This is a genomic window from Fusibacter fontis, assembly GCF_055378735.1.
Genome location: NZ_AP042445.1, coordinates 3,031,915 through 3,050,556, shown reverse-complemented (window position 1 = coordinate 3,050,556; position 18,642 = coordinate 3,031,915). Strand labels below are relative to the sequence as shown.

Sequence of the window (18,642 nt, the reverse complement as noted above, 5' to 3'; positions counted from 1 at the left end):
AAGTTGTTTTTATCCTCTAAGTTTTGCGATGATTTCATCACAGGTTTGTTCAGGTGTTTTGCCTTCAGTGTACACGGTGCATTTCGCCAACTTATAATTGGATTCATTGAGAACAAATAAATCGTTGAATGGGAATTCATTTCGCTTTTTCAGTATTTCTAGGGACTCATTTCTATCTTCTGTTGGCATCAATAAAACGACGTGCGGATAGGGTTCTAACAAATCACTAACCTGTTGAAAAAGTTGTTCATCTTCATAGACGGATTGCCCCGCACCAAAATCGTGGATATGATGAGGATATTTTTCTAATACCTTCTTAACAGAATACGCTTCAAACGGTTTCCAATAGCGATAAATGCCTAAAAACCCTTCATTTTCCATCAGTTGATCTGCCACTTCAAAATCGTAACCAATTTCAGAATATATCTGCCATCTTTCGTCATCTAAACTCGCTTGTGGAATTCCCAACTTATCGGATAAAAGTTGTCCTACTGTAGATTTTCCAACGCCTACTGGTCCTATTAAAATAATTGTCTTGTCCATTATGTCCTCCAAATTTGATTGTATTTCTTCTCACAGCTTGATTTTCCATATTTTATGCAAGCAATAGTCAGCTCCTTGCAAAATCGTCTGTGGAATCTCTAAAGCTATTTTCTCGTTAAATCCCTTAACAAAAGCTTGATCTAATCCGCAGTGATGGGGATATAGCAACGCCTCTTTTGAATGTCTATATGCAATTCTTCCAGCATAACATTCGTCGGTTATTATCATGACATATTCGTCCGTTTCTTCAACCACTCGAGTCGAATCTCCACCTGTAAAATGTTCGACGAGACTTCGAAATTCATGATTCCACTTTGCTGCGCATGCACGTCCACTTTCTTCTTCTTTTTCCATTTGCTTCGCTACAATCTGATCGATGATTTCTTGACCATAGTGTGATTTTAAATTTTCAAGGAACTCGACATATCTTAGGGTATGCCATTCATAGAGACCATATCGATCGATTTTCTGTTGACTTGCAACATCGAGGATGGCGTCTCCAAATTTATGACACAAATCCTCTAGAATTGACTGTGTTCTTTCTTTATGAAACTCATGCAAATAATCAAATTGATTCGATTGAAGCTGTGTAATTGACATATAAATGCATCCTTTCCTTAAAAAATCGAATGACTTGCTTATTTATCTTATCTTATACATTTACGTACCATGCATTATGATCATTGACAATCGCTTGTCCGCTCATAATTCTAACTTTGCTCTGTTCGTAGTAATTCGATTGCCATGAACCGAGTTGTGTAAAATCCCAAGAATGATAGAGACCAATCTGAACAATCAATTCTCTTAGCTTCAGAAATAACGGAATACACTTGAGCCACTTTAAATCCAAAGCATGTTCTTGCAAATAGCCCTTCATAAAGGCATGCATAAACGTATTGGCCATGCGCATTCGATCGGGAATATTGTCGTCTAACATCACATATACAGTATAGTATAACTGAATGGCGATGTCTTCAACGTACCAACTATAATGACATTCATCGAAATCAAAAAGTGTGATGCCATATTGATGACGATGAAAATTCCCAATATTGATGTCACCATGAATTAATCCAAACCCATCGCGCTCTTTATCCAGTTGCTCGATTTCATAGACGAGCTTGTCTAAAGCTTCTTTTAGATACGGTTGATTGGATGGAATCTTTTTATTCAAGCCCTCTAAGTATCGTTGGTCCAAATGTTCGAATCGCTTTCCTAACTGTGGTTGAAATGACTGCGTTACTTTGTGCATTTTTCCCGTGATCTTGCCAAGTGCCTCAAACACCGCTTCATTTCCCAAGTACTCTGGGTAAGTCATCTTCTCACCGAGCGCCATGGCAAACACCACAGCAGTATATGGCTTCTGATTCCAAATAAACGTTTCCACATCATTTCCATTAACCGATTGAACGGGCATGGATAAGTTCACTCCATGATTATGTAAATATCGAATCCATTCTACTTCCTGCTCAATCTCCAAATGATATCGGTGTTCGGGAGGGGTTAGCCTCAAAATATATGCGCCTCCCGAACCTATAAATGAATAGACATGATTTTTAAATCCACCAACATATTTAAATGCTTCAACTTCATCGAAGTAATGGGTTAAAAACTCAAGTATTTCGTCTTCTGTCATAGTGATCCTCTTTTCCATGCATGACAATAATTAACCGTGTTAAATGCCATTATCGGCTCGGTTGAATGTATGTCATTATAATGTTTAAATAGCGTGTCCATAATCCTATCGGGTGTCAATTGTTCGACTACTTCAAAACCACTCGCATGAAGTAAGTGTTCCATTTCTGAAAGCGAATAGCATGAGAGCATCTTTTCACCTGCGGCACTTGTCATGAGTAATTGTTTTTTTGTGCGCTCATCGGCATTCTCAGAATAGGTATTTTCATCTGGATAGTCGAAAATCAGTCTCATTTCACCTTTAACGGAAGTTGCAATCGTCTGTAATAATCGCACAAAGTCTTCTTCTTTCAAATAATATGAAACCCCTAAAAGACTCAATACGCTGTCCGCTTTCAAATTGAAATGCGGATGATGGATCAATTTATCCATCCAGTCATCTGCTTCAAAATCTACAGGTACAAAGTGTGCAGATGACGAAATACCTGCGTTTAAGAGTCTTTGCTCTTTGTCTTTCAAAAGATCTTCTCGATCAAGCTCAAAAATCGTAAGTGGTGACATCCAGTCATACTGATTGCAGGCAAATGTATCATATCCTGATCCAAGCAGAATGTACTGCGTACTTCCTGAGCTTACTGCTTGCTTTAAGATTTCTTCAGTATACTTCGCACGTCCTAATGGACTTGGCGATAATTGATGATTAACAATCCACTTCAGAGCTTCCTTTTCAGTTCCATTAAACTGCGGATTGAAAAATCCAATGCCCTGCGACATATGAAACGAAATTTGTGCATATTCTTCTGCGGTTAAAAGTTTTTCAGCATAGTGATCTTGGTAAATCGTCTCTTTATTTTCTTTTGTGTGATATGCCCGTGAAAAAGCACTGATTAGTGCGGTCATATTTTTGTTTGTTTTTTGATTCATTCTCATCACCTCTCTATATTAATTATCACGCCCTGAAAACGTCTACAAGACTTGATTTTTTTGGTATTTTATGGTAATATAAGGAGGTAAAAGTGAAAAAAAAAATCAGTTGCACATGAATGTGCAACTTTTTTTATGTCTATTGATCATTTCAAGACTGAAATTTTCGTATGATCTCAACATACTGCTCTGGATTTTTTAGACTGAGCTCACCATGTTTATAGCCATTAAAAATTTCGAGATGGCTATTGGGGATGGACTGATTTAAAAGATTAGCGGATTTTATCATCACTTTAGGTTCTTTTCCTCCAACGCAGATCCATACATTCTTTGATGTACTAAGAGAATTCTGTTTCAGAGCATAACTTCCATTACTCATGGTAATTGCTTTTAAGGAATTCAAAGACATTTTACTGCTGTCTTCATAATATTGTTCGAAATCCTCATCCGCTATACATAATGTTTTTGCTTGTAGCTTGGCATACCATCTTTTTTTAACTAATGGGTACACCATAGGTAACATCCACATCATCCAATCATTCATTTTACCAAAAGGAATCACAAGAGCACTTTCAATTAACCAATTCTCCGAAAGTTCTGGACTTAAGGTTAAGAGTTCTACAACAATTTGAGCGCCAATTGAAAGGCCACAAATTCCGTGAATGGAAGTGATTTGATTCGATTTTATGTAATCTAAAATTTGATTCGCTGTGTCTTCAATACTGCTAAATTCTTGTTGATAAGCTTCACCATGACCGTCAATCACAACAGCTTTAATACAATACTCTTTTTCAAGTAAGGCAATTTGCTTTTTTAACGACCACCAACCCAATCCACCGCCGTGAATCAACAATAAAACAGGGCCTTCTTTTTTTCCAAATTCCTTAATGATCATGTCATTTCTCCTCGGTCTGTGTCTTTGTCTGTGTATTTAAATCAATTAAAATTCTCCTTACAAAGGCTGCACCATAAACAAACAGGGATTGTCTTTTCCCCAGATTTCTTCGAGCTCAACCAATGAGTAAAATCCCTCATTTTTATAAAATGCTCTCGTTCGTTTGTAAAACTCATAATCATCCGATTCACCAAGTGTTTTTACCATGAGTAATTTCAGATTCATCTCCTTAAGTCTTGGTTTAACAGCGTCAAGAAGTTCGCTTCCAATTCGCTGTCTATGATACTCTTTTAAAATCCCCATTACATAGACTTCAGCGGTATCCGCATTGAGTATTTCGATACTCATCATTCCTACTGATACACCATCAACCCTTGCTTCAAAGACGAGCGTGTCGCTAACACCTTTTATATAAGATTGTCGTCCTGTCTCATCTCCAAACCATTCTGGCAAATCCATTAGAATTCTCGCAGTGAGGTCAGATTTTTTATTTTCATCTTTTACTTCAATAATTTGTGTCATTTATGCTCCCTTAATGTGATTTACATTTCCGTTTCAACGATTATTCCTATCAATCATTCGAGCTGTCTGGCATATATCGATTTTGATAAACGTCTTTTGCTAAACTTGAATACGTCTTAACAAATTCCGTTTTTTGCTGAGTATATTCATCTCTGTCATTCTTATACATTTTAGCGAGTTCAAGTTTTAAAGCTTCATACTCCTTAGAGACCGACTCATGTTCCATTAGATAATCTCTAAAATAAAGTTCTGACCAATCCCCTTTGATTCTCATATGAAGATGATAAACTCTTTCAGCATAACCTTGTTCTGTGTACCCTTTGTTTAAAGAAATCTGCGGGTGGTCGCCTTGACTCTTTGACATAATCGTCCATCCAAGTGGAACTAATCGATCCGCTATTTCCTGTAGATATTGACTCTCGTGAACTTCAAGCAATATGTCTACAATTTTTTTTGACATAAGACCTTTAACTGCACTACTTCTAGTCAATCGCGCTTCATACCGCTACTACATCCTACTTATTGCGCTTCTTTTATCCAAATATGCGCTGGAACCACTTCTTTTAACTCATATCCCAATGAAACTGCCAGCTTTTCCGATTCCGTTCGATAGGGCCACGTACACCAGTCTGGTTCTATCCCTCTATCCAATAATTCTTTTATGAGCCGCATAGCAGTCATTTTAGCATACCCTTTTCCACGTTCATTTTCATCTGTAAATATATCTATTTCTGCATGGCCTTTTCCAATCATACACGCAGCACACCAACTTACACGATGTTCCTTCTTTACAATCTGACACACAGGATACTCAATTTGTGACTCATTGGCGCTTTCGCTGATGAGCTCAGATATAACAACTTCTTGCTTTAATGGTTCCAAATCTCCTGTTCGCTGGTAAATAGCATGAAATTTTTCTTTATTTAGACTAAAACATTTCCGGCCATCCACAATTTTGCTGTGTTTAGAGAAAACCCTGTCTAAAACATGGTTCCACGCCTCTGTCGGACAAAAGACAATTGCTTCATTCTCCCCTGATTGAACTAAATACTGTTTGAAAATACAAGTTTCTATCTTCTCAACCACCTGATTTGCATCTACATTTCCAGCTACAAAATGAAAGCCAAATGGCGTAAATAAAATCGCAACCTCTGGATGTGCTTCATCATCCACATATAATAACCCTTTATATTGACCTTCCAATGACGAATATATAACCGGAATATTATGTGTGTAGATCTGAAACATAGAAGCATATTGGTTGATATTATCAACTTTTTTCAGCATGTTTCCGTCATTTTTCATCACGTTTCCCAATTCCTTCAATGCATTATTTTTTTGCTAGATTTTCCTGTACGCGATACCGTACGATTTCCTTAATCAACTCATATGGAATGTCTTCAGTGTATGCAAATTGAACGGCTCCCTTTGAACTTTTATATGGTTTAAGCTGTTCTGAAAATGCGTCAATTCCACTTGGTGAAGGATAAAATCCAATATGATGTTTCATCGCAGCGAAATGCACTAAGTTTCCATTGAGATAAAATGTCGGCATTTGGTAACTTATCTTTTCGCTTGCTTCTGGTGCAGCTTCTCGAATCGCTGCCCTCACAGCATGTAATCTAGCCTGTATATCTGTTGGAAATGATGATATATAAGCATCAATTCCACTGGATTGATTTGATGATTGATTTGATGATTGCTTCAATGATTTCTCGTCATTCTCATGGTCTTTCGAACTTTTCATAGGACACCTCCGATAAGATGTTTAAACGTTACATTCCACCTATTCATACCAACTCAAACTCAAAATTTTCAGTTGACCATCCAAGTTTGCAATTTGAAGTACATTGGTTCCTTCCGAAGTACGCTGGGTATTCTGAAACGTAAAAGTCTTTGAATACCGGCTGATGACACAAGCAATTGGACCGCTCGCATATATTTCATTGTTGATTTCATACTCATAAAAACCAGCTGCTTTTATTTCGGGATACACTTCAAATGTATGCATCATTTCTTGAACGTGTTCATGAATGTTTTTTTTGGTATATGACCGCTGATTGGCGTCTAAATATTCTACTAAAACCGCCTCTTCATGAAAGAGCTCTTTTAGCCGTTTAAATTGCGGTTCACTCCCCGATTCAAATGAGATTCGATTATATAAAGTTTCCATAAACAATTGAATCGACTGCTTTTCCATTACATCTCCCCCGCTAAATGTTTTGAACGAATATCATCCAGAACCGTTCTAAGTTCTGTTTCTGCAGGAATTCTTTTTTCAATATGTGCACATGGATAACTTTCGCATACGCCACAGTTACTCACATTTTTTTCAAGCGCACAATTTCTCATTTCACATGTTTTACAGTAACTCGGTAAAATTCCCTCTGTACTGGTACAATACGTATTGCAATACAGATCTTTTCCTTCAATGATAGTGTCAGGCGTGCTCCATTCTTTAGCCAGTCTCTCAAGACCTGCATCTCCTTCATTTGCAATGGTTACTTTGACGATACAAGTTTCACAGTTTAGTCCACAAAATGCAATTTTAGCGTCCATCATTTCCTCCTTAGGTATATAACCATCTTCAGATGTATTTATTGTAATGTTACATATATATTATAAAATGATACGAATTGGAAAGAAAATAGATCTTTTTATTTTCCAAAGAATATCCAATAACTCTTTCAGCATTTAAACCAATATCCTTGACTTGGTTTGTCTCATAATTATAAAGATAAATTTTTGGATCCAATTCATAGCTTGTTTCACTTTGATACCGTTTTATAAAAATATGCTCACTATCAACAATATTACACAGACGTACATTATTCAGTTTTTGAGTACTATTATTATAATTAAATGAAACTTTTCTTCCATATCGCTGATGAATCAAATCCTGAGTAAACATGACACCTTGCTCCGTTTGAATGAGGTGCCCAGACTGAATACGCGTTTCAGTTTCTCCTGATAATACATTGGTTGCAACGATTGAAGTATTCCCCTCTTCATCACCTAAATCATATAGTAGTATTTCCGAATCATACCAGTCTAAATTTATATTGAATGTAAGTCCACCCATCAAATAAATATGGTCTTCATTTAATAATTTTCCTGTTTCATAGACTAAAAGCCCATCCAAAGTGTACACTTTTATTTCTAAATCTGGCTTTTCGCTATAAACGGCTTTTTCGTCAGAAATAGCAACTGCAATATATTCACCATTTGGTGAAACACTATAGTAATGTATGGTGCGTTCAACTTGAAAACATGTCTTTACTAAGTCGGTGTCAAAATCATAAGTACTAAAAGTTTTTCGATCAGGTTCATAATAAAGAATTGTACTCTCATTTAACCATACAATTTCAGCTTCAAAATCACTCATTCCTAAATATGATTGTACGTGAACATAAGGTGGTATTGGCTTTATGTTTTTTGTTTCCAAGTTTAGCACGTAAGAATGATCTTCATCCGTTGCCAACAAATACTTCCCATAGTAGTCGTTTCTCAATACATCACAAATCTCATTACCAAATTCATACTCTTTGTTAATTGCACCCGTTATCATATCATAACTATAAATCGTTGTAGGTGGTGTGAAAATCAAATTGATTTCGCTTTCAAATTTTTGATCATCTTTATCCAAAAAGTCATTTATATTAATATGTAGTTTGTCGCATATAATCTTATCAAAATCTAAGAATAAACTATTATTATTCCAACGTGTTTTATATAATGCCAAATCGGAAGAAATACATCTTTTTATCGCATTTTCAACTTTTATGCGATTCACTGAACTTGAGAATTTAAGTTCAAGTTCATCTGGAGTAACCATGGTATACTCATAACCCATACCAAGGAAAGCAGGATCAAAATAATCAGTACATCCATTGTCATAATGTGGAATATAGTCAACTTTGATAATATCTTCTACATTAAAAATAATACTTATTGGATTTTTTACGGAATGTCCCAAGGTACTTATAAGAGATGCGTCTAAGTTAATTGAATACTCATCTCCAGCTTCTACACTTTGAACATAAACACTAATTGAATCCTCTCTAAAGACAATTCGAAAATTTTCAGTAGAATACTTGTCCATATATTGTTTACAGGTTTCTTCAGAAATTTTTTCACTCAACTTAATTTCAACTGAAAATTCATTATCACAAAATACATCGAACTGGGTTCCTTCGTTATAAGTTCTATATTCTGTGCCAGATATTGTGATTTCTTTTATCTCTAAACTTGTAACTTCATCATTCGAATTTATTTCTGTTGTCATAGTTATCTGATCTTTTTCGGTAGGAGACTCTTGAGTTGAAGATGATGTCTGTTTTGCACATCCAGACATAAAAAAGATACTTATTAATGTGAATAGAATCAAACATAATATGAAGACTTTTTTGTTCATAAAAACAACCTCTCAACTTTTGATTTTTACTCCATTTTTGCCCGCTCAGAATCTTTTAATTTCATAGAAATATAACTGTACGCAGTAAAATCACACCAAAGCTTTTCATAATATCTAAAGCTAATCACAGATAGTGCCATTGTGACCAGATAAAAAACCAATAGTCCAACGCTAAAATTTTTAACAACCATGCTAACCACAGCTAACGAAATTAATCCATAGATACAACCACCAAAGATTCTCGATGTAAAATTCATATTATAAATGTTTTGGAGCGGATACTCTAGAAGTTGTTCATTTCCTTCCATTTTTACCTTTGTCCATATTACATAAAAATCATCTGGTGTAATCGTTAATTCACCTTTTGTAAAATGGTTAATTTTTTGAATGGCCTTTTCACGATTCAAGTCTTTTAGTATTTTATTTACAATTCTTCTTAGTGCATAAAACCACCAAATGCTTAATACACCTACCATAAGCGAAATAGTTATGAGGAGTAATGCTGTATATAAACCATTTAACATCGTTAAGACCTGAATGATATTTTCATATGCACCATCAGCTAACACGACATAGGGTAACAAAATGAACAGGATGATCACAGCACCTGGAAAAATATACTCAAATAAAGATCTGATAGAAAAATTAACTCCATTCATTCAAATTCCCTCCGCTTCGATACCGAGCGACTCGATCGCCACTTTGGTATACTTTATTGTCACCAAGGATGTCACGTGTATAAGGACTGTTATTTTTTCTTAGCCAACGTTCACAGGAACATAGGAAAATTCCCAAATCAATGGTATTATAAAAGCTGATTTTGTCTTTTGGTATCAACATTTTTTCTTTCGCATTCATCGTGATTGTAAATTCATCAAGGTTCCCTTCAATCAGCCAAGGCTGTGAATTACAAGCGCTTGGCGAGTATCGAACATACTCGATAAACGCTACTTCCATACTTCCTGTTGTAATTTCATCATAACCTTTTCTCTTCGTTTTGTGAATGTTTTTTCTAAATTCAGAATCCGTTGCTTTTCCAATCGCCATCATAATTGTATATGGAAGGTCATTATACCTCGCTACATTCACTGGATGTCCCATTCCATACCAACAAGTGCCTATGTTTATAGAACTTAAAAATAAATCAAGCTGCGAAAATACAAAGCCAACATTTAAAAGACTCATTGGGTCGTGCTGACTGTAAATCAAGATACAGTACTCTCCGCGTTTACAGGTTGTTTCTTCACGAGGTACAATTTGAACTTCAAATTTACTTGCTTTATCTAAGGGTTCACTATTGTTTTGAAGATAATCTGAAACTTGTTTGAGCTCATCCTCGGTCAAAGGTTCAGTGCATTTAAATTGCCTAAATGACTTTCGCTTAAACATCATCTCGTAGTAAATCGTCAGATCCATAGATGAAGCATTATCCATTGATATTGTTTCCTCAACCAAATGAGAAATTTTTACAGAATCATTCTCGTCTTTCAAATAATCTTTCATGCGCATCTCCTTAACGGTTATTTCACTCATCAAGGATACGATAACACGCTTTAAAATGATAATCAAACACACTTATAAAATCTCAGATCACCCTAGTTGTAGCCAATTTTTTATCACAGCAAGGATGACTATGATGCCAAAACAATAATAAAAATAATCTTTTGAATACTTACTATTTGGAACAAGTTTTCTCAGATATAGCCATAATGCGAGGCCGATGAGTAACATTCCAATCGATGGATAGTAAATCCCTGTCGTTCCATTTGAGAAAAAGGACGTTATACCCAGAGGATTCATTGCTTTTTCGAATAATGTTGCGCCGTTCATTAGTGGCGTATTGAGTATCATTAAAGCAATTGTCACGATATAAACGACGATGACTTTTTTATTTTTTGTCATAGTAATTTCGCCCTCCTTAATTCTGTGTAAAACTCTCTTAAATCCGTTTGATTACCACTGTTCTTTCATCACTTCGTCACGTTTTGCTTGGTATTCTACGCTTGAAATCAAACCTTCGCTGTATAGTCGTTCTATTTTTCTGAGCTTTTCTTCAAAATCCGAATCATGGCTTTCCGATGAACTTTTCTGAATTGAGTTTACATGACTTGAGTTTACATGACTTGAAGACCCTTTCACTGGCATGTAATCTTCAGTCTCAATGTCATAATAGGCCATTCCATTATTCTTAAATCCAGCTTGATATGCATTAAATGTCATAAACGCAGCAATTGCAGTCCAAATAAACGGGAAAATCTTAAATATCATAGAAAAAATTGAAAACGGGTTAAACATTGGAGTTGAAATGCCAGTTATTTGAGAGCTTCGAGACTGGATTTCGTTAAACGCTGAAAACATTCCAAAGCCAGATGAAGTGGATGGCGAAAACGACATGACGATCATCCCAATCCCTAAGATGACAAATACAATGCCTACGAAAAATTGAATTCTTGATGCTTCTTTACTCACTTTAATCCTTGTTCTTCTCATACTACATCTCCTTTTTTTTATTTTCTAACATTACTTTGTTTTGTTTGACATTATTTGCATTCTCTTGAATATAAGCAAGAATTTCATCAAAATCAAGACGCATTAAGTCCGTTGAATCCACCGTTAGATAGGGATCATTTTTGGGCTTCACAGATTTTTTATAATCTCGATAATAAAGCTCCTCAGACACATGTGTAATTTGTGTCGCAAGATGTTCACGACTTTTCAGTCTGCTGATGAGCTGATCATATGACTCAACGACACATTCAATATATTTATACTGCGCGTTATTTCTATTTGAAATATCTATACCTTTCATGACGATCTCATCATAGTAACAAGGTGTATCAATGATGACATTTAGTTCCTGTTTTAAATAGAAATCTGCCAAATCGTAAACGACCTGATACGATCCTTGATTCAACGGATCTTGTGTAATCCCTACTTGCATCATAGCATTCTTAATAATATCGCGATCAATGACAATTGCAGGAAGTTTCTTGGACAATATCTTTGCTAATGTTGACTTCCCAGAACCTGGGAAACCTGCCATTTGAATTAAGTAATTCATTTCGACACCTCAAGTTGAATTTTTTTCTTACTCTATTTTGTACATTCACAATCAAGCAGATGAACAAGCTATAACGGAAGTTTTTTTGCAAGCTCTTTGGCAACTTTTTCCGCGTACTCGGCAATAAGTTGTTTCGACGATGGACTTTTAAAGTGTTCTTTTCCCTCAATATCTTGAATGGCTAATTTTCCCATGTACGTCAATCTCGAATGCTTGGAATAGCGTCTAAGTCCCTCTTCATAGACACCTGCACCACCTTCAATGTCATATCCGCAAGTTGTGATGAGTCCTAATGGCTTCCGTTCCCAAAGACAGGGACCTTCCGTCTCTCCGTAATACTTGTTCATGCCATAGACCAAACGATCCATCACTGATTTCATCGGTGGTGTACAATACCAAGAATAGATAGGGCTGGCAAAAATGATTCCATCCGCTGCCAATACACTTGAATATATAATCTCCATATCATCTTGCTTTGGGCAACCAGGTCGATCAAAGATATCTTGACACGTCCAGCAAGCGCTGCAATGCTTAATGTCTAAGTCTTTGATGACGATTTTATCTGTCTCGATTCCGAACTTGTGAATCTCCTCGATAAATTGATCCACCACGAGCTCTGTATTGCTATGATTTCGAACATTTCCTAAAAGTATCGATAATTTCATATGTCCCTCTTGTATTATTTTCTATTGTGTTATTTTTATTTTCTTTTTTTATTGCCTTTTTTTATACACATACCAAATGCGATCACCTTGAAACCCGCACGCTCTATAGAGCTTCTCTGGATTGCTTTTGTTGTCCACTTCGCCAGAGACCGTAGTAAATTTAACCGTTTGAGACAATCGGTGCAACAACTCATTTACGAGAATTTTGCCTAAGCCTTTCCCTCTAAAGTTCGAGTCAACTTGAATCCACTCTAATGCGCCTTCGCTTATCGCTAGATCCCGTTCCGCTATCCCTAACGCTGCTTTCTTCTGTGTATTTTTTTCAACAATCCAAACCCACAATGCCTTATCATACACATCATGCGTTGTCCACGAACGAACTTGTGCTTCGCTGACGCGAATATGTTCATAATTATCATTTATAAATTGCGCGACTTCACCCTCTTGGCTTTTATTTACAAGCTGAAACTCAAATGGATCTGGTAATTTTGCATGCTGTACCTGTTCGTGAGTATGATAAAGCTTAAAATACTGAGTTTCATGCCAATGCACCGGGAGTGATTGCTTATGTGAAAATATCAATTCTGAAAGTGATTCGTCGCAGGCTTGATCATATCCATGATAATATGGATAGCGACAAATCATCGTACTCCCTAGGACAAATGAGCTAATGCCTTCATTTTGGGTCCAATTCAAATTGGGGAGATTGACCCAATTATAAAATTTCCAAAATGCAGTGGGTTGAGTCGTTGGATCGTTTACATAAATTGTTTTCATTTCTTCAATGATATCTTTTAGGGACATCTCGTCCTCCTTTTTGTCCGTAATGTTCAACTTTGTCGATACGCAAATTTGTTGAATGTTTTTCCATGAATCTTCTTTATTCAAGGCGTGAACAAGAATATCCTAGTGTTTTACATGCTTCGATAAAATCGTCGTAGTCATTTGCATCAATTAAAAAGATTTCAAAAGAATCGTTGCCTCGGCCAAGTTCGCATAATACAATGCCTTGTTCATTTAATACTTTTCCAATCTCTAACAATAAATCATAAGTCTCTTTGTATTGATCAGATTGACTATCAATCCAATCATAAGGAATCGAAAATTCTGAGGATGAATTATTCTTTGCTTCTATGTTTGCATATCCTTTTTTTGTTAAGAGAACATTCACGATATCCACGACTTGATCTCCAAAGGTTTTCCAATCAAGTCCCCAAATTAAATCCTCCTTAAATCCATAATCTAGTAATGCAATTAAAGAGATATCAATAAAATCCAATTTGTCCGACTCAGATAAAACATAATCTTGATAAATTTCATTATTTTCATCAACAAATTCTTTGGGTTTTCCAAATGCTGATTCAATGGAATTATAAACACCAGGATCTTCAATACCGATAGCATCAATCATTCTTTTAAAACACTCTTTTGTAGAGTACGTACCTGACGGTCTTTCTGTTGAAGCAATTTTTTCTATGGGTTCAGTTGTTCCTGTATTTTCAGTTGTTTCAGTATTTTCAGTTGTTTCAGTATTTTGTGTTACCTCAGTACTTTTTGTTATTTTGATAAATTTTGTTGTTCCTGTGGAATCTGATTTTTCTTCGATTGCAGAATTTGCTTTTATATCTTGAACAAAATCTTTTTCGTTTTTTTGATTTGACTCATTCGTTCCAACGTTGATTTTTACTATAAAAAATAGACTCAATCCAACTAAAATTGCGATTACTGGTACGATCATTATTCTTTTCATTTAATCTACTCCAAAAAATTTATTGATTAAAACTTTAGTTCATATAATTTGACTTCATGTACTTTCGAGTATTTCTTGAGAACTTCTTCTTTACGATGTATTGGTGCTTCAAAGTTCAAAACCCTAACGCCAAAGGATTCCCCCATGTTCTCGCTATTGATTAACTGATTTTCTTTGCACTCTTTCCACGTAGCATATACATTTAAATAGGATTCTATAAAATAAAACCCTTTTTTCTCATACCACAGATTAGAGGCAATATCGTCTTGAGTCCATGCCTCAAATCGACTGATTTTTTTCAGTTTTGCCCTCTCAATTGCCTCTTTAAGCAAGTTCGTCGCGACATCACTTCTTTGATATTCGGGTAAAACACCGATATTCCAAATAACACCACCGAGTTCTCCTTCTAAATAACAGACCTCTCGAACGTTCTTTTCAATTTCAATCTCTATAAAACCTACGATGTGGTCCTCATTTTCTGCAACGAGATCAATCATTTCACTATTATAAATCGGCTTTTGATGGACAATATCCTCACAATATGAACTATCATAAAAAGATAAGAGTCGACATTTTAACCATTCTTTTTCATCCGTTTCTCTATACGTTCTAACAATCATCTTTTCTCTTAACCTCACCTTTATATCTATTACCTCAACGATCTATCGCTTCAATATTTATCTGTGAGTCTTATACTCAAGATAATCCTTCAAGGTTTGAACGTGCATCGGATAAAATGCAGAAGCATCTTTTTCAAGTAAATTGCCAAGAGTGGTTAAATCCACCCACTGCAAATTCTTACTTTCGTTGCTTTCGTTAACCACCTCACCTGCTGCTGTACAGATAAAAACTTGCACCATGATCGGATAGTTTCCCACTAGGTTTTGGCAACATGAAAAAGGTTTATAATGCAGCACCTTGTACCCATTGGCTTCATACATCTGACTACTTGCTTCACCTTCAATCTGTTCGACCAAAAGGCCCGTTTCTTCCCAAATTTCACGTCTTAAGCAATCGTAGATATTTTCAAACTCTCTAATTTTACCTGCAGGAATTTCAATTAATCCATATTCCGTCTCAGCATCCGCTTTACATCGATGCTGTATTAAAATACAGTCTTGATCATTGATTTTGCGTTCAATAATGCCACCTACACCAGGAATTGAAAATTTTTCCATAAAGCCTCCTTCGTTCCATCCACAATGAATCCGTTTAACCCTTAAAATATAAACTTATAAATCAATAGATTACTTTTTTCAAGGTGTCGGATACAACTCTTTATGAATCAAATTATTTTTTTTCAGTTCATAATACTCTGAATCCTCTAACTCCAACTTGTACTTATTACAGACTGGACACGTAATGGAATAGACTTCGTCACACTTACCAAGTGGTATGAAGGCCATTAACTTAGATTTTTTATGGAAATAATTCAACTCATAATGGTCGTTGTTATCACAATTCTCACATTTAATGGGGATCCGTCTAATGTTCCAATTATGGTCATATGGGATTAGCTCACTGCCTCGTATATAACCCACTTTTTCTATTGGTTGTGGGAACTTTTGCCAAACAATATAAATTACTCTCATCCTGTCTCTCCTGATATTTTTTCAGTCTATTCTCATTGCAGTTTTACATCTTAAAAAAGTATGCTTTACTGTTTATTCATTTCAAAAGAATTCAATCTCTCAGTATCCTCAGCCAGAAGTTCTCTAGCCGCCAAACGCGCCTCATTCAATCGATTTATAAACTGATTGACATCGTTTTTAAAATGCGTCCTGAATAGTTTGCTCGACAAATCCGCAATAATTCTGTGACTTGCAATGGTATGTGCATTTTTATCATCTGTACCTTCTGCTTCTAAATGCAGCATTTTGATGATTTTATCATCTTCCCAGTACATCAACTCAACTAATTTTGCACGGTACTCTAATTCAGAACTGCTTATATTCTTAAAAACTCTTTTATCATAACTATGCTGTGCCTCGTGTTTTAAAAAAGAAATCTTGAAGTTATCACTGTTACTATCATACAAAGAGCGAATACAGCAGATTGTACCGTTATTTTCAGCCCAACCACCAGTTCCAACCTTCCCGAATGATAGAAAATCTAACCAACTTCTCGAGACAAAACCATCCATCATCATCACTGAGTATTGCTCAATTCCACTAGGTAGTTCAACATCATACGTTTCTTTTATTGAAGTTTCCCAGATGTAGGGTCCAAAGTAGCCCGATGTTTGACCACCTAGATACATATAGCCTTCGCTATTGACGATTATTTTGATAGCTTCTTCAATCCACTCGATTTGGTCTTCAATTTTATCTGTTTTTTCTACTCTATCTAATTTTTCATTCTCATAGTATGTATCACAGAATTTACATAAACTACGAAAGAGCGTCTCGTTCGCTTTTTCTAAGCACTCAGCACGCCAAAAGACCGCTTTGTAATACTCTTGGTAAATTTGATCTAAGTCCATAATGACTGTATTCGTCCCACGCACGAATGGTTCGTTATGTTCAAAAACGCGCTGATATTCCATTACGAGGTCTTCTTGATCTGAAAACTTCTTGAGATAGGTAACTGCATCCTGCAAATTTCCTTTCACTAAATAAGAGGCGTATATCTGTTTATCGTAGACTGCCATGTCATTCTCCCCTTATTTGAACTTGTTATTAATAAGAAAAAACATGCGATTATATTGTTCATGTTCTGGAAAATAAATGTCCTCATAATGCTCAATGCGAAATCGCTTCTCAAAAAATTCGCGCCAATCTTCAGTGGTATTATTCCAAAGCACAAAACCATCATCCAGTAAATTATCTTCTATAATGGTAATATTCCATTCTTCAATTTGCGCCTGACTTAAGTGTGGATTTAACTTTACAAATATTTTTCCATTTTCGCGAACAATTTTTTCTAGTAACATCATAAGTTTTTCTGCGTCTTCAGGATATAGGTTATCCACAATATTTGAGAGGATTACCGCATCAAATGCGTTTTCATCTAATGCTTCTAGTTTCTCGATGCTCCCATGTATGAACTCAAAATCCGAAAGTGAATTTTGCTCCGCTCTTCTTTTAGCATTTTGAATGCCTTCTTCTGATAAATCTATGCCCATGTGTTTTTTTGTTCCATATTGAATACACATAAATAAAAGACTTCCTTTTCCACATCCAAAATCCAAGATGCGCTCAGTGCCTTCACAGACCCACATGATTCCTTTGTCAAACGCTTCATTTCCTGTCGTTTTAGGGATTGATGAGATGCTTGTTTCTTTTGAAAAAATCTGATTCCACTGAGAGATGGATTGATCATATTTGCTGTCATTATTTAAAGTCATATGTAACGTCCTTTCCTCATCTTAGTATTTAAGTGATGTCCATTCATCTTTCTTAATTCTATAACTTTCATACTCTTTACCATAAAGAATCACGGTTCCTACATGTTTGTAGCCACTTTTGAGAATCACTCTATTGGATCCAACATTGGTTTTTTGTGCAACTGCAATCAATTCTGCTGTGTCTGTCTCATTAAATAAAAAGTTCATCAGCGCGATACACGCCAAACTTGCATAGCCATTTCCCGTATGCTGATTTGAAATAGCATATCCAATTTCACGATTAGGCGCTTCAATTTCATCCTTAAAACCGGTGGCAATCCAACCAATCATTTCTTGAGTTTCCTTTAAAATAATTGCCAATCTAAACGGTGGTGTATTGGCATCACTTATCGCTGGTAATAATCGTAGAAATTCCTGATTTTCAGGAATATCGTCCTGTATCATCCATTTTGTGCGGTCTTCAAGTGTCGAAACCCAATCAGGTAAAAAATGCGTGATTTCAGGCTCTTGAGCTATTTTATAAATCTTTTCAGCGTGACATTCTTGAAATTCTCTTAGTACTATAGTGCCACAATCGATTTCAAATGGCTTATTTAAATTCATTTTCATATTCGTTTTTTGATTCATTTTGACCTCTCCTTTGTTTTTCACCCTTTATAACGATACTTAGAATATTGATTAGACCCAGTGCTAAGTAAATCCCCAGTAAGGTTTTATAAAAATTAGCGCCACTTGGAATATAATACACAGGTGAAAGTGCTATATTGGATATGCAATAAACAAATACAACACTTACATAAGCTCACACTGAGGGTAATAATCGTTAAACGCATCATCATATGAATATAAGCAAAAATGCCTTGTTTCGGTTTATCGAACCCCGTGAT

26 protein-coding genes are annotated in these 18,642 nt (G+C 35.7%); all 26 read right to left on the bottom strand.

The window, feature by feature from the left end; all coding sequences use genetic code 11:
- Nucleotides 1–9: 9 nt before the first annotated feature.
- Entirely contained in the window at nucleotides 10–543 is a 534-nt protein-coding gene (locus ACZ41W_RS13850) for a shikimate kinase (protein ID WP_464312579.1), read from the bottom strand.
- Between the two features lie 30 nt (nucleotides 544–573).
- Complete coding sequence (locus tag ACZ41W_RS13845) at nucleotides 574–1,143, bottom strand: L-2-amino-thiazoline-4-carboxylic acid hydrolase (RefSeq protein WP_464312578.1); 570 nt, start codon at nucleotides 1,141–1,143, stop codon at nucleotides 574–576.
- Nucleotides 1,144–1,195: 52 nt separating this feature from the next.
- Complete coding sequence (locus tag ACZ41W_RS13840) at nucleotides 1,196–2,179, bottom strand: phosphotransferase enzyme family protein (RefSeq protein ID WP_464312577.1); 984 nt, start codon at nucleotides 2,177–2,179, stop codon at nucleotides 1,196–1,198.
- Complete coding sequence (locus ACZ41W_RS13835; protein ID WP_464312576.1) at nucleotides 2,176–3,102, bottom strand: class I SAM-dependent methyltransferase; 927 nt, start codon at nucleotides 3,100–3,102, stop codon at nucleotides 2,176–2,178. Before ACZ41W_RS13835 ends, ACZ41W_RS13840 begins: the two co-directional genes overlap by 4 nt.
- Before the next feature lie 151 nt (nucleotides 3,103–3,253).
- On the bottom strand, nucleotides 3,254–3,997 hold the full coding sequence (locus tag ACZ41W_RS13830; protein ID WP_464312575.1) for a serine aminopeptidase domain-containing protein: 744 nt from the start codon (nucleotides 3,995–3,997) through the stop codon (nucleotides 3,254–3,256).
- 57 nt (nucleotides 3,998–4,054) lie between these two features.
- Nucleotides 4,055–4,519, bottom strand: a complete 465-nt coding sequence (locus ACZ41W_RS13825) for a GNAT family N-acetyltransferase (RefSeq protein ID WP_464312574.1) — start codon at nucleotides 4,517–4,519, stop codon at nucleotides 4,055–4,057.
- 49 nt (nucleotides 4,520–4,568) lie between these two features.
- Nucleotides 4,569–4,979: a GrpB family protein gene (locus tag ACZ41W_RS13820; RefSeq protein WP_464312573.1), complete on the bottom strand. Its 411-nt coding sequence runs from the start codon at nucleotides 4,977–4,979 to the stop codon at nucleotides 4,569–4,571.
- A 59-nt stretch (nucleotides 4,980–5,038) separates the two neighbouring features.
- A complete protein-coding gene (locus ACZ41W_RS13815) occupies nucleotides 5,039–5,824 on the bottom strand; it encodes a GNAT family N-acetyltransferase (protein WP_464312572.1) in 786 nt (261 codons plus the stop codon).
- A 25-nt stretch (nucleotides 5,825–5,849) separates the two neighbouring features.
- A complete protein-coding gene (locus tag ACZ41W_RS13810; protein WP_464312571.1) occupies nucleotides 5,850–6,266 on the bottom strand; it encodes an iron chaperone in 417 nt (138 codons plus the stop codon).
- A gap of 39 nt (nucleotides 6,267–6,305) precedes the next feature.
- Nucleotides 6,306–6,719, bottom strand: a complete 414-nt coding sequence (locus tag ACZ41W_RS13805) for a hypothetical protein (RefSeq protein ID WP_464312570.1) — start codon at nucleotides 6,717–6,719, stop codon at nucleotides 6,306–6,308.
- The gene (locus tag ACZ41W_RS13800; protein ID WP_464312569.1) at nucleotides 6,719–7,078 is read right to left on the bottom strand and encodes a DUF3795 domain-containing protein; all 360 of its coding nucleotides are present in this window, start codon (nucleotides 7,076–7,078) and stop codon (nucleotides 6,719–6,721) included. The genes ACZ41W_RS13805 and ACZ41W_RS13800 overlap by 1 nt, the downstream gene beginning before the upstream one ends.
- 49 nt (nucleotides 7,079–7,127) lie before the next feature.
- Nucleotides 7,128–8,933 (bottom strand): hypothetical protein, encoded by a 1,806-nt coding sequence (locus tag ACZ41W_RS13795; protein ID WP_464312568.1) that lies wholly within the window; start codon nucleotides 8,931–8,933, stop codon nucleotides 7,128–7,130.
- A gap of 26 nt (nucleotides 8,934–8,959) precedes the next feature.
- Nucleotides 8,960–9,592, bottom strand: coding sequence for a hypothetical protein (locus tag ACZ41W_RS13790; RefSeq protein WP_464312567.1), 633 nt, complete (start codon nucleotides 9,590–9,592; stop codon nucleotides 8,960–8,962).
- Nucleotides 9,579–10,436, bottom strand: a complete 858-nt coding sequence (locus ACZ41W_RS13785) for a nitroreductase family protein (protein ID WP_464312566.1) — start codon at nucleotides 10,434–10,436, stop codon at nucleotides 9,579–9,581. Before ACZ41W_RS13785 ends, ACZ41W_RS13790 begins: the two co-directional genes overlap by 14 nt.
- 87 nt (nucleotides 10,437–10,523) lie before the next feature.
- Nucleotides 10,524–10,835, bottom strand: a complete 312-nt coding sequence (locus ACZ41W_RS13780; protein WP_464312565.1) for a hypothetical protein — start codon at nucleotides 10,833–10,835, stop codon at nucleotides 10,524–10,526.
- 51 nt (nucleotides 10,836–10,886) lie between these two features.
- Entirely contained in the window at nucleotides 10,887–11,423 is a 537-nt protein-coding gene (locus tag ACZ41W_RS13775; protein WP_464312564.1) for an SHOCT domain-containing protein, read from the bottom strand.
- Between the two features lies 1 nt (nucleotide 11,424).
- Complete coding sequence (locus ACZ41W_RS13770; RefSeq protein ID WP_464312563.1) at nucleotides 11,425–11,994, bottom strand: P-loop nucleotide/nucleoside kinase family protein; 570 nt, start codon at nucleotides 11,992–11,994, stop codon at nucleotides 11,425–11,427.
- A 68-nt stretch (nucleotides 11,995–12,062) separates the two neighbouring features.
- Entirely contained in the window at nucleotides 12,063–12,659 is a 597-nt protein-coding gene (locus ACZ41W_RS13765) for a flavodoxin family protein (RefSeq protein ID WP_464312562.1), read from the bottom strand.
- A gap of 48 nt (nucleotides 12,660–12,707) precedes the next feature.
- Nucleotides 12,708–13,463: a GNAT family N-acetyltransferase gene (locus tag ACZ41W_RS13760; RefSeq protein ID WP_464312561.1), complete on the bottom strand. Its 756-nt coding sequence runs from the start codon at nucleotides 13,461–13,463 to the stop codon at nucleotides 12,708–12,710.
- Between the two features lie 76 nt (nucleotides 13,464–13,539).
- Complete coding sequence (locus ACZ41W_RS13755) at nucleotides 13,540–14,409, bottom strand: DUF6630 family protein (RefSeq protein ID WP_464312560.1); 870 nt, start codon at nucleotides 14,407–14,409, stop codon at nucleotides 13,540–13,542.
- 26 nt (nucleotides 14,410–14,435) lie between these two features.
- A complete protein-coding gene (locus ACZ41W_RS13750; RefSeq protein ID WP_464312559.1) occupies nucleotides 14,436–15,029 on the bottom strand; it encodes a GNAT family N-acetyltransferase in 594 nt (197 codons plus the stop codon).
- A gap of 57 nt (nucleotides 15,030–15,086) precedes the next feature.
- Nucleotides 15,087–15,587: an NUDIX hydrolase gene (locus ACZ41W_RS13745; protein WP_464312558.1), complete on the bottom strand. Its 501-nt coding sequence runs from the start codon at nucleotides 15,585–15,587 to the stop codon at nucleotides 15,087–15,089.
- A 78-nt stretch (nucleotides 15,588–15,665) separates the two neighbouring features.
- Nucleotides 15,666–16,001: a hypothetical protein gene (locus ACZ41W_RS13740; protein ID WP_464312557.1), complete on the bottom strand. Its 336-nt coding sequence runs from the start codon at nucleotides 15,999–16,001 to the stop codon at nucleotides 15,666–15,668.
- Nucleotides 16,002–16,066: 65 nt separating this feature from the next.
- Nucleotides 16,067–17,059: a hypothetical protein gene (locus ACZ41W_RS13735; RefSeq protein WP_464312556.1), complete on the bottom strand. Its 993-nt coding sequence runs from the start codon at nucleotides 17,057–17,059 to the stop codon at nucleotides 16,067–16,069.
- A 12-nt stretch (nucleotides 17,060–17,071) separates the two neighbouring features.
- Nucleotides 17,072–17,755 (bottom strand): class I SAM-dependent methyltransferase, encoded by a 684-nt coding sequence (locus ACZ41W_RS13730; protein ID WP_464312555.1) that lies wholly within the window; start codon nucleotides 17,753–17,755, stop codon nucleotides 17,072–17,074.
- A 21-nt stretch (nucleotides 17,756–17,776) separates the two neighbouring features.
- Nucleotides 17,777–18,382 (bottom strand): GNAT family N-acetyltransferase, encoded by a 606-nt coding sequence (locus tag ACZ41W_RS13725; RefSeq protein ID WP_464312554.1) that lies wholly within the window; start codon nucleotides 18,380–18,382, stop codon nucleotides 17,777–17,779.
- Nucleotides 18,383–18,642: the final 260 nt, after the last annotated feature.

Coding starts and splice junctions, on each gene's coding strand:
- ACZ41W_RS13790 (WP_464312567.1), bottom strand. CDS start 9,592: ATGAATGGAGTTAATTTTTCTATCAGATCTTTATTTGAGTATATTTTT.
- ACZ41W_RS13760 (WP_464312561.1), bottom strand. CDS start 13,463: ATGTCCCTAAAAGATATCATTGAAGAAATGAAAACAATTTATGTAAAC.
- ACZ41W_RS13735 (WP_464312556.1), bottom strand. CDS start 17,059: ATGGCAGTCTACGATAAACAGATATACGCCTCTTATTTAGTGAAAGGA.
- ACZ41W_RS13795 (WP_464312568.1), bottom strand. CDS start 8,933: ATGAACAAAAAAGTCTTCATATTATGTTTGATTCTATTCACATTAATA.
- ACZ41W_RS13740 (WP_464312557.1), bottom strand. CDS start 16,001: ATGAGAGTAATTTATATTGTTTGGCAAAAGTTCCCACAACCAATAGAA.
- ACZ41W_RS13750 (WP_464312559.1), bottom strand. CDS start 15,029: ATGATTGTTAGAACGTATAGAGAAACGGATGAAAAAGAATGGTTAAAA.
- ACZ41W_RS13850 (WP_464312579.1), bottom strand. CDS start 543: ATGGACAAGACAATTATTTTAATAGGACCAGTAGGCGTTGGAAAATCT.
- ACZ41W_RS13805 (WP_464312570.1), bottom strand. CDS start 6,719: ATGGAAAAGCAGTCGATTCAATTGTTTATGGAAACTTTATATAATCGA.
- ACZ41W_RS13815 (WP_464312572.1), bottom strand. CDS start 5,824: ATGAAAAATGACGGAAACATGCTGAAAAAAGTTGATAATATCAACCAA.
- ACZ41W_RS13825 (WP_464312574.1), bottom strand. CDS start 4,519: ATGACACAAATTATTGAAGTAAAAGATGAAAATAAAAAATCTGACCTC.
- ACZ41W_RS13765 (WP_464312562.1), bottom strand. CDS start 12,659: ATGAAATTATCGATACTTTTAGGAAATGTTCGAAATCATAGCAATACA.
- ACZ41W_RS13840 (WP_464312577.1), bottom strand. CDS start 2,179: ATGACAGAAGACGAAATACTTGAGTTTTTAACCCATTACTTCGATGAA.
- ACZ41W_RS13775 (WP_464312564.1), bottom strand. CDS start 11,423: ATGAGAAGAACAAGGATTAAAGTGAGTAAAGAAGCATCAAGAATTCAA.
- ACZ41W_RS13755 (WP_464312560.1), bottom strand. CDS start 14,409: ATGAAAAGAATAATGATCGTACCAGTAATCGCAATTTTAGTTGGATTG.
- ACZ41W_RS13830 (WP_464312575.1), bottom strand. CDS start 3,997: ATGATCATTAAGGAATTTGGAAAAAAAGAAGGCCCTGTTTTATTGTTG.
- ACZ41W_RS13730 (WP_464312555.1), bottom strand. CDS start 17,755: ATGACTTTAAATAATGACAGCAAATATGATCAATCCATCTCTCAGTGG.
- ACZ41W_RS13845 (WP_464312578.1), bottom strand. CDS start 1,143: ATGTCAATTACACAGCTTCAATCGAATCAATTTGATTATTTGCATGAG.
- ACZ41W_RS13835 (WP_464312576.1), bottom strand. CDS start 3,102: ATGAATCAAAAAACAAACAAAAATATGACCGCACTAATCAGTGCTTTT.
- ACZ41W_RS13745 (WP_464312558.1), bottom strand. CDS start 15,587: ATGGAAAAATTTTCAATTCCTGGTGTAGGTGGCATTATTGAACGCAAA.
- ACZ41W_RS13820 (WP_464312573.1), bottom strand. CDS start 4,979: ATGTCAAAAAAAATTGTAGACATATTGCTTGAAGTTCACGAGAGTCAA.
- ACZ41W_RS13780 (WP_464312565.1), bottom strand. CDS start 10,835: ATGACAAAAAATAAAAAAGTCATCGTCGTTTATATCGTGACAATTGCT.
- ACZ41W_RS13800 (WP_464312569.1), bottom strand. CDS start 7,078: ATGGACGCTAAAATTGCATTTTGTGGACTAAACTGTGAAACTTGTATC.
- ACZ41W_RS13810 (WP_464312571.1), bottom strand. CDS start 6,266: ATGAAAAGTTCGAAAGACCATGAGAATGACGAGAAATCATTGAAGCAA.
- ACZ41W_RS13770 (WP_464312563.1), bottom strand. CDS start 11,994: ATGAATTACTTAATTCAAATGGCAGGTTTCCCAGGTTCTGGGAAGTCA.
- ACZ41W_RS13725 (WP_464312554.1), bottom strand. CDS start 18,382: ATGAATCAAAAAACGAATATGAAAATGAATTTAAATAAGCCATTTGAA.
- ACZ41W_RS13785 (WP_464312566.1), bottom strand. CDS start 10,436: ATGAAAGATTATTTGAAAGACGAGAATGATTCTGTAAAAATTTCTCAT.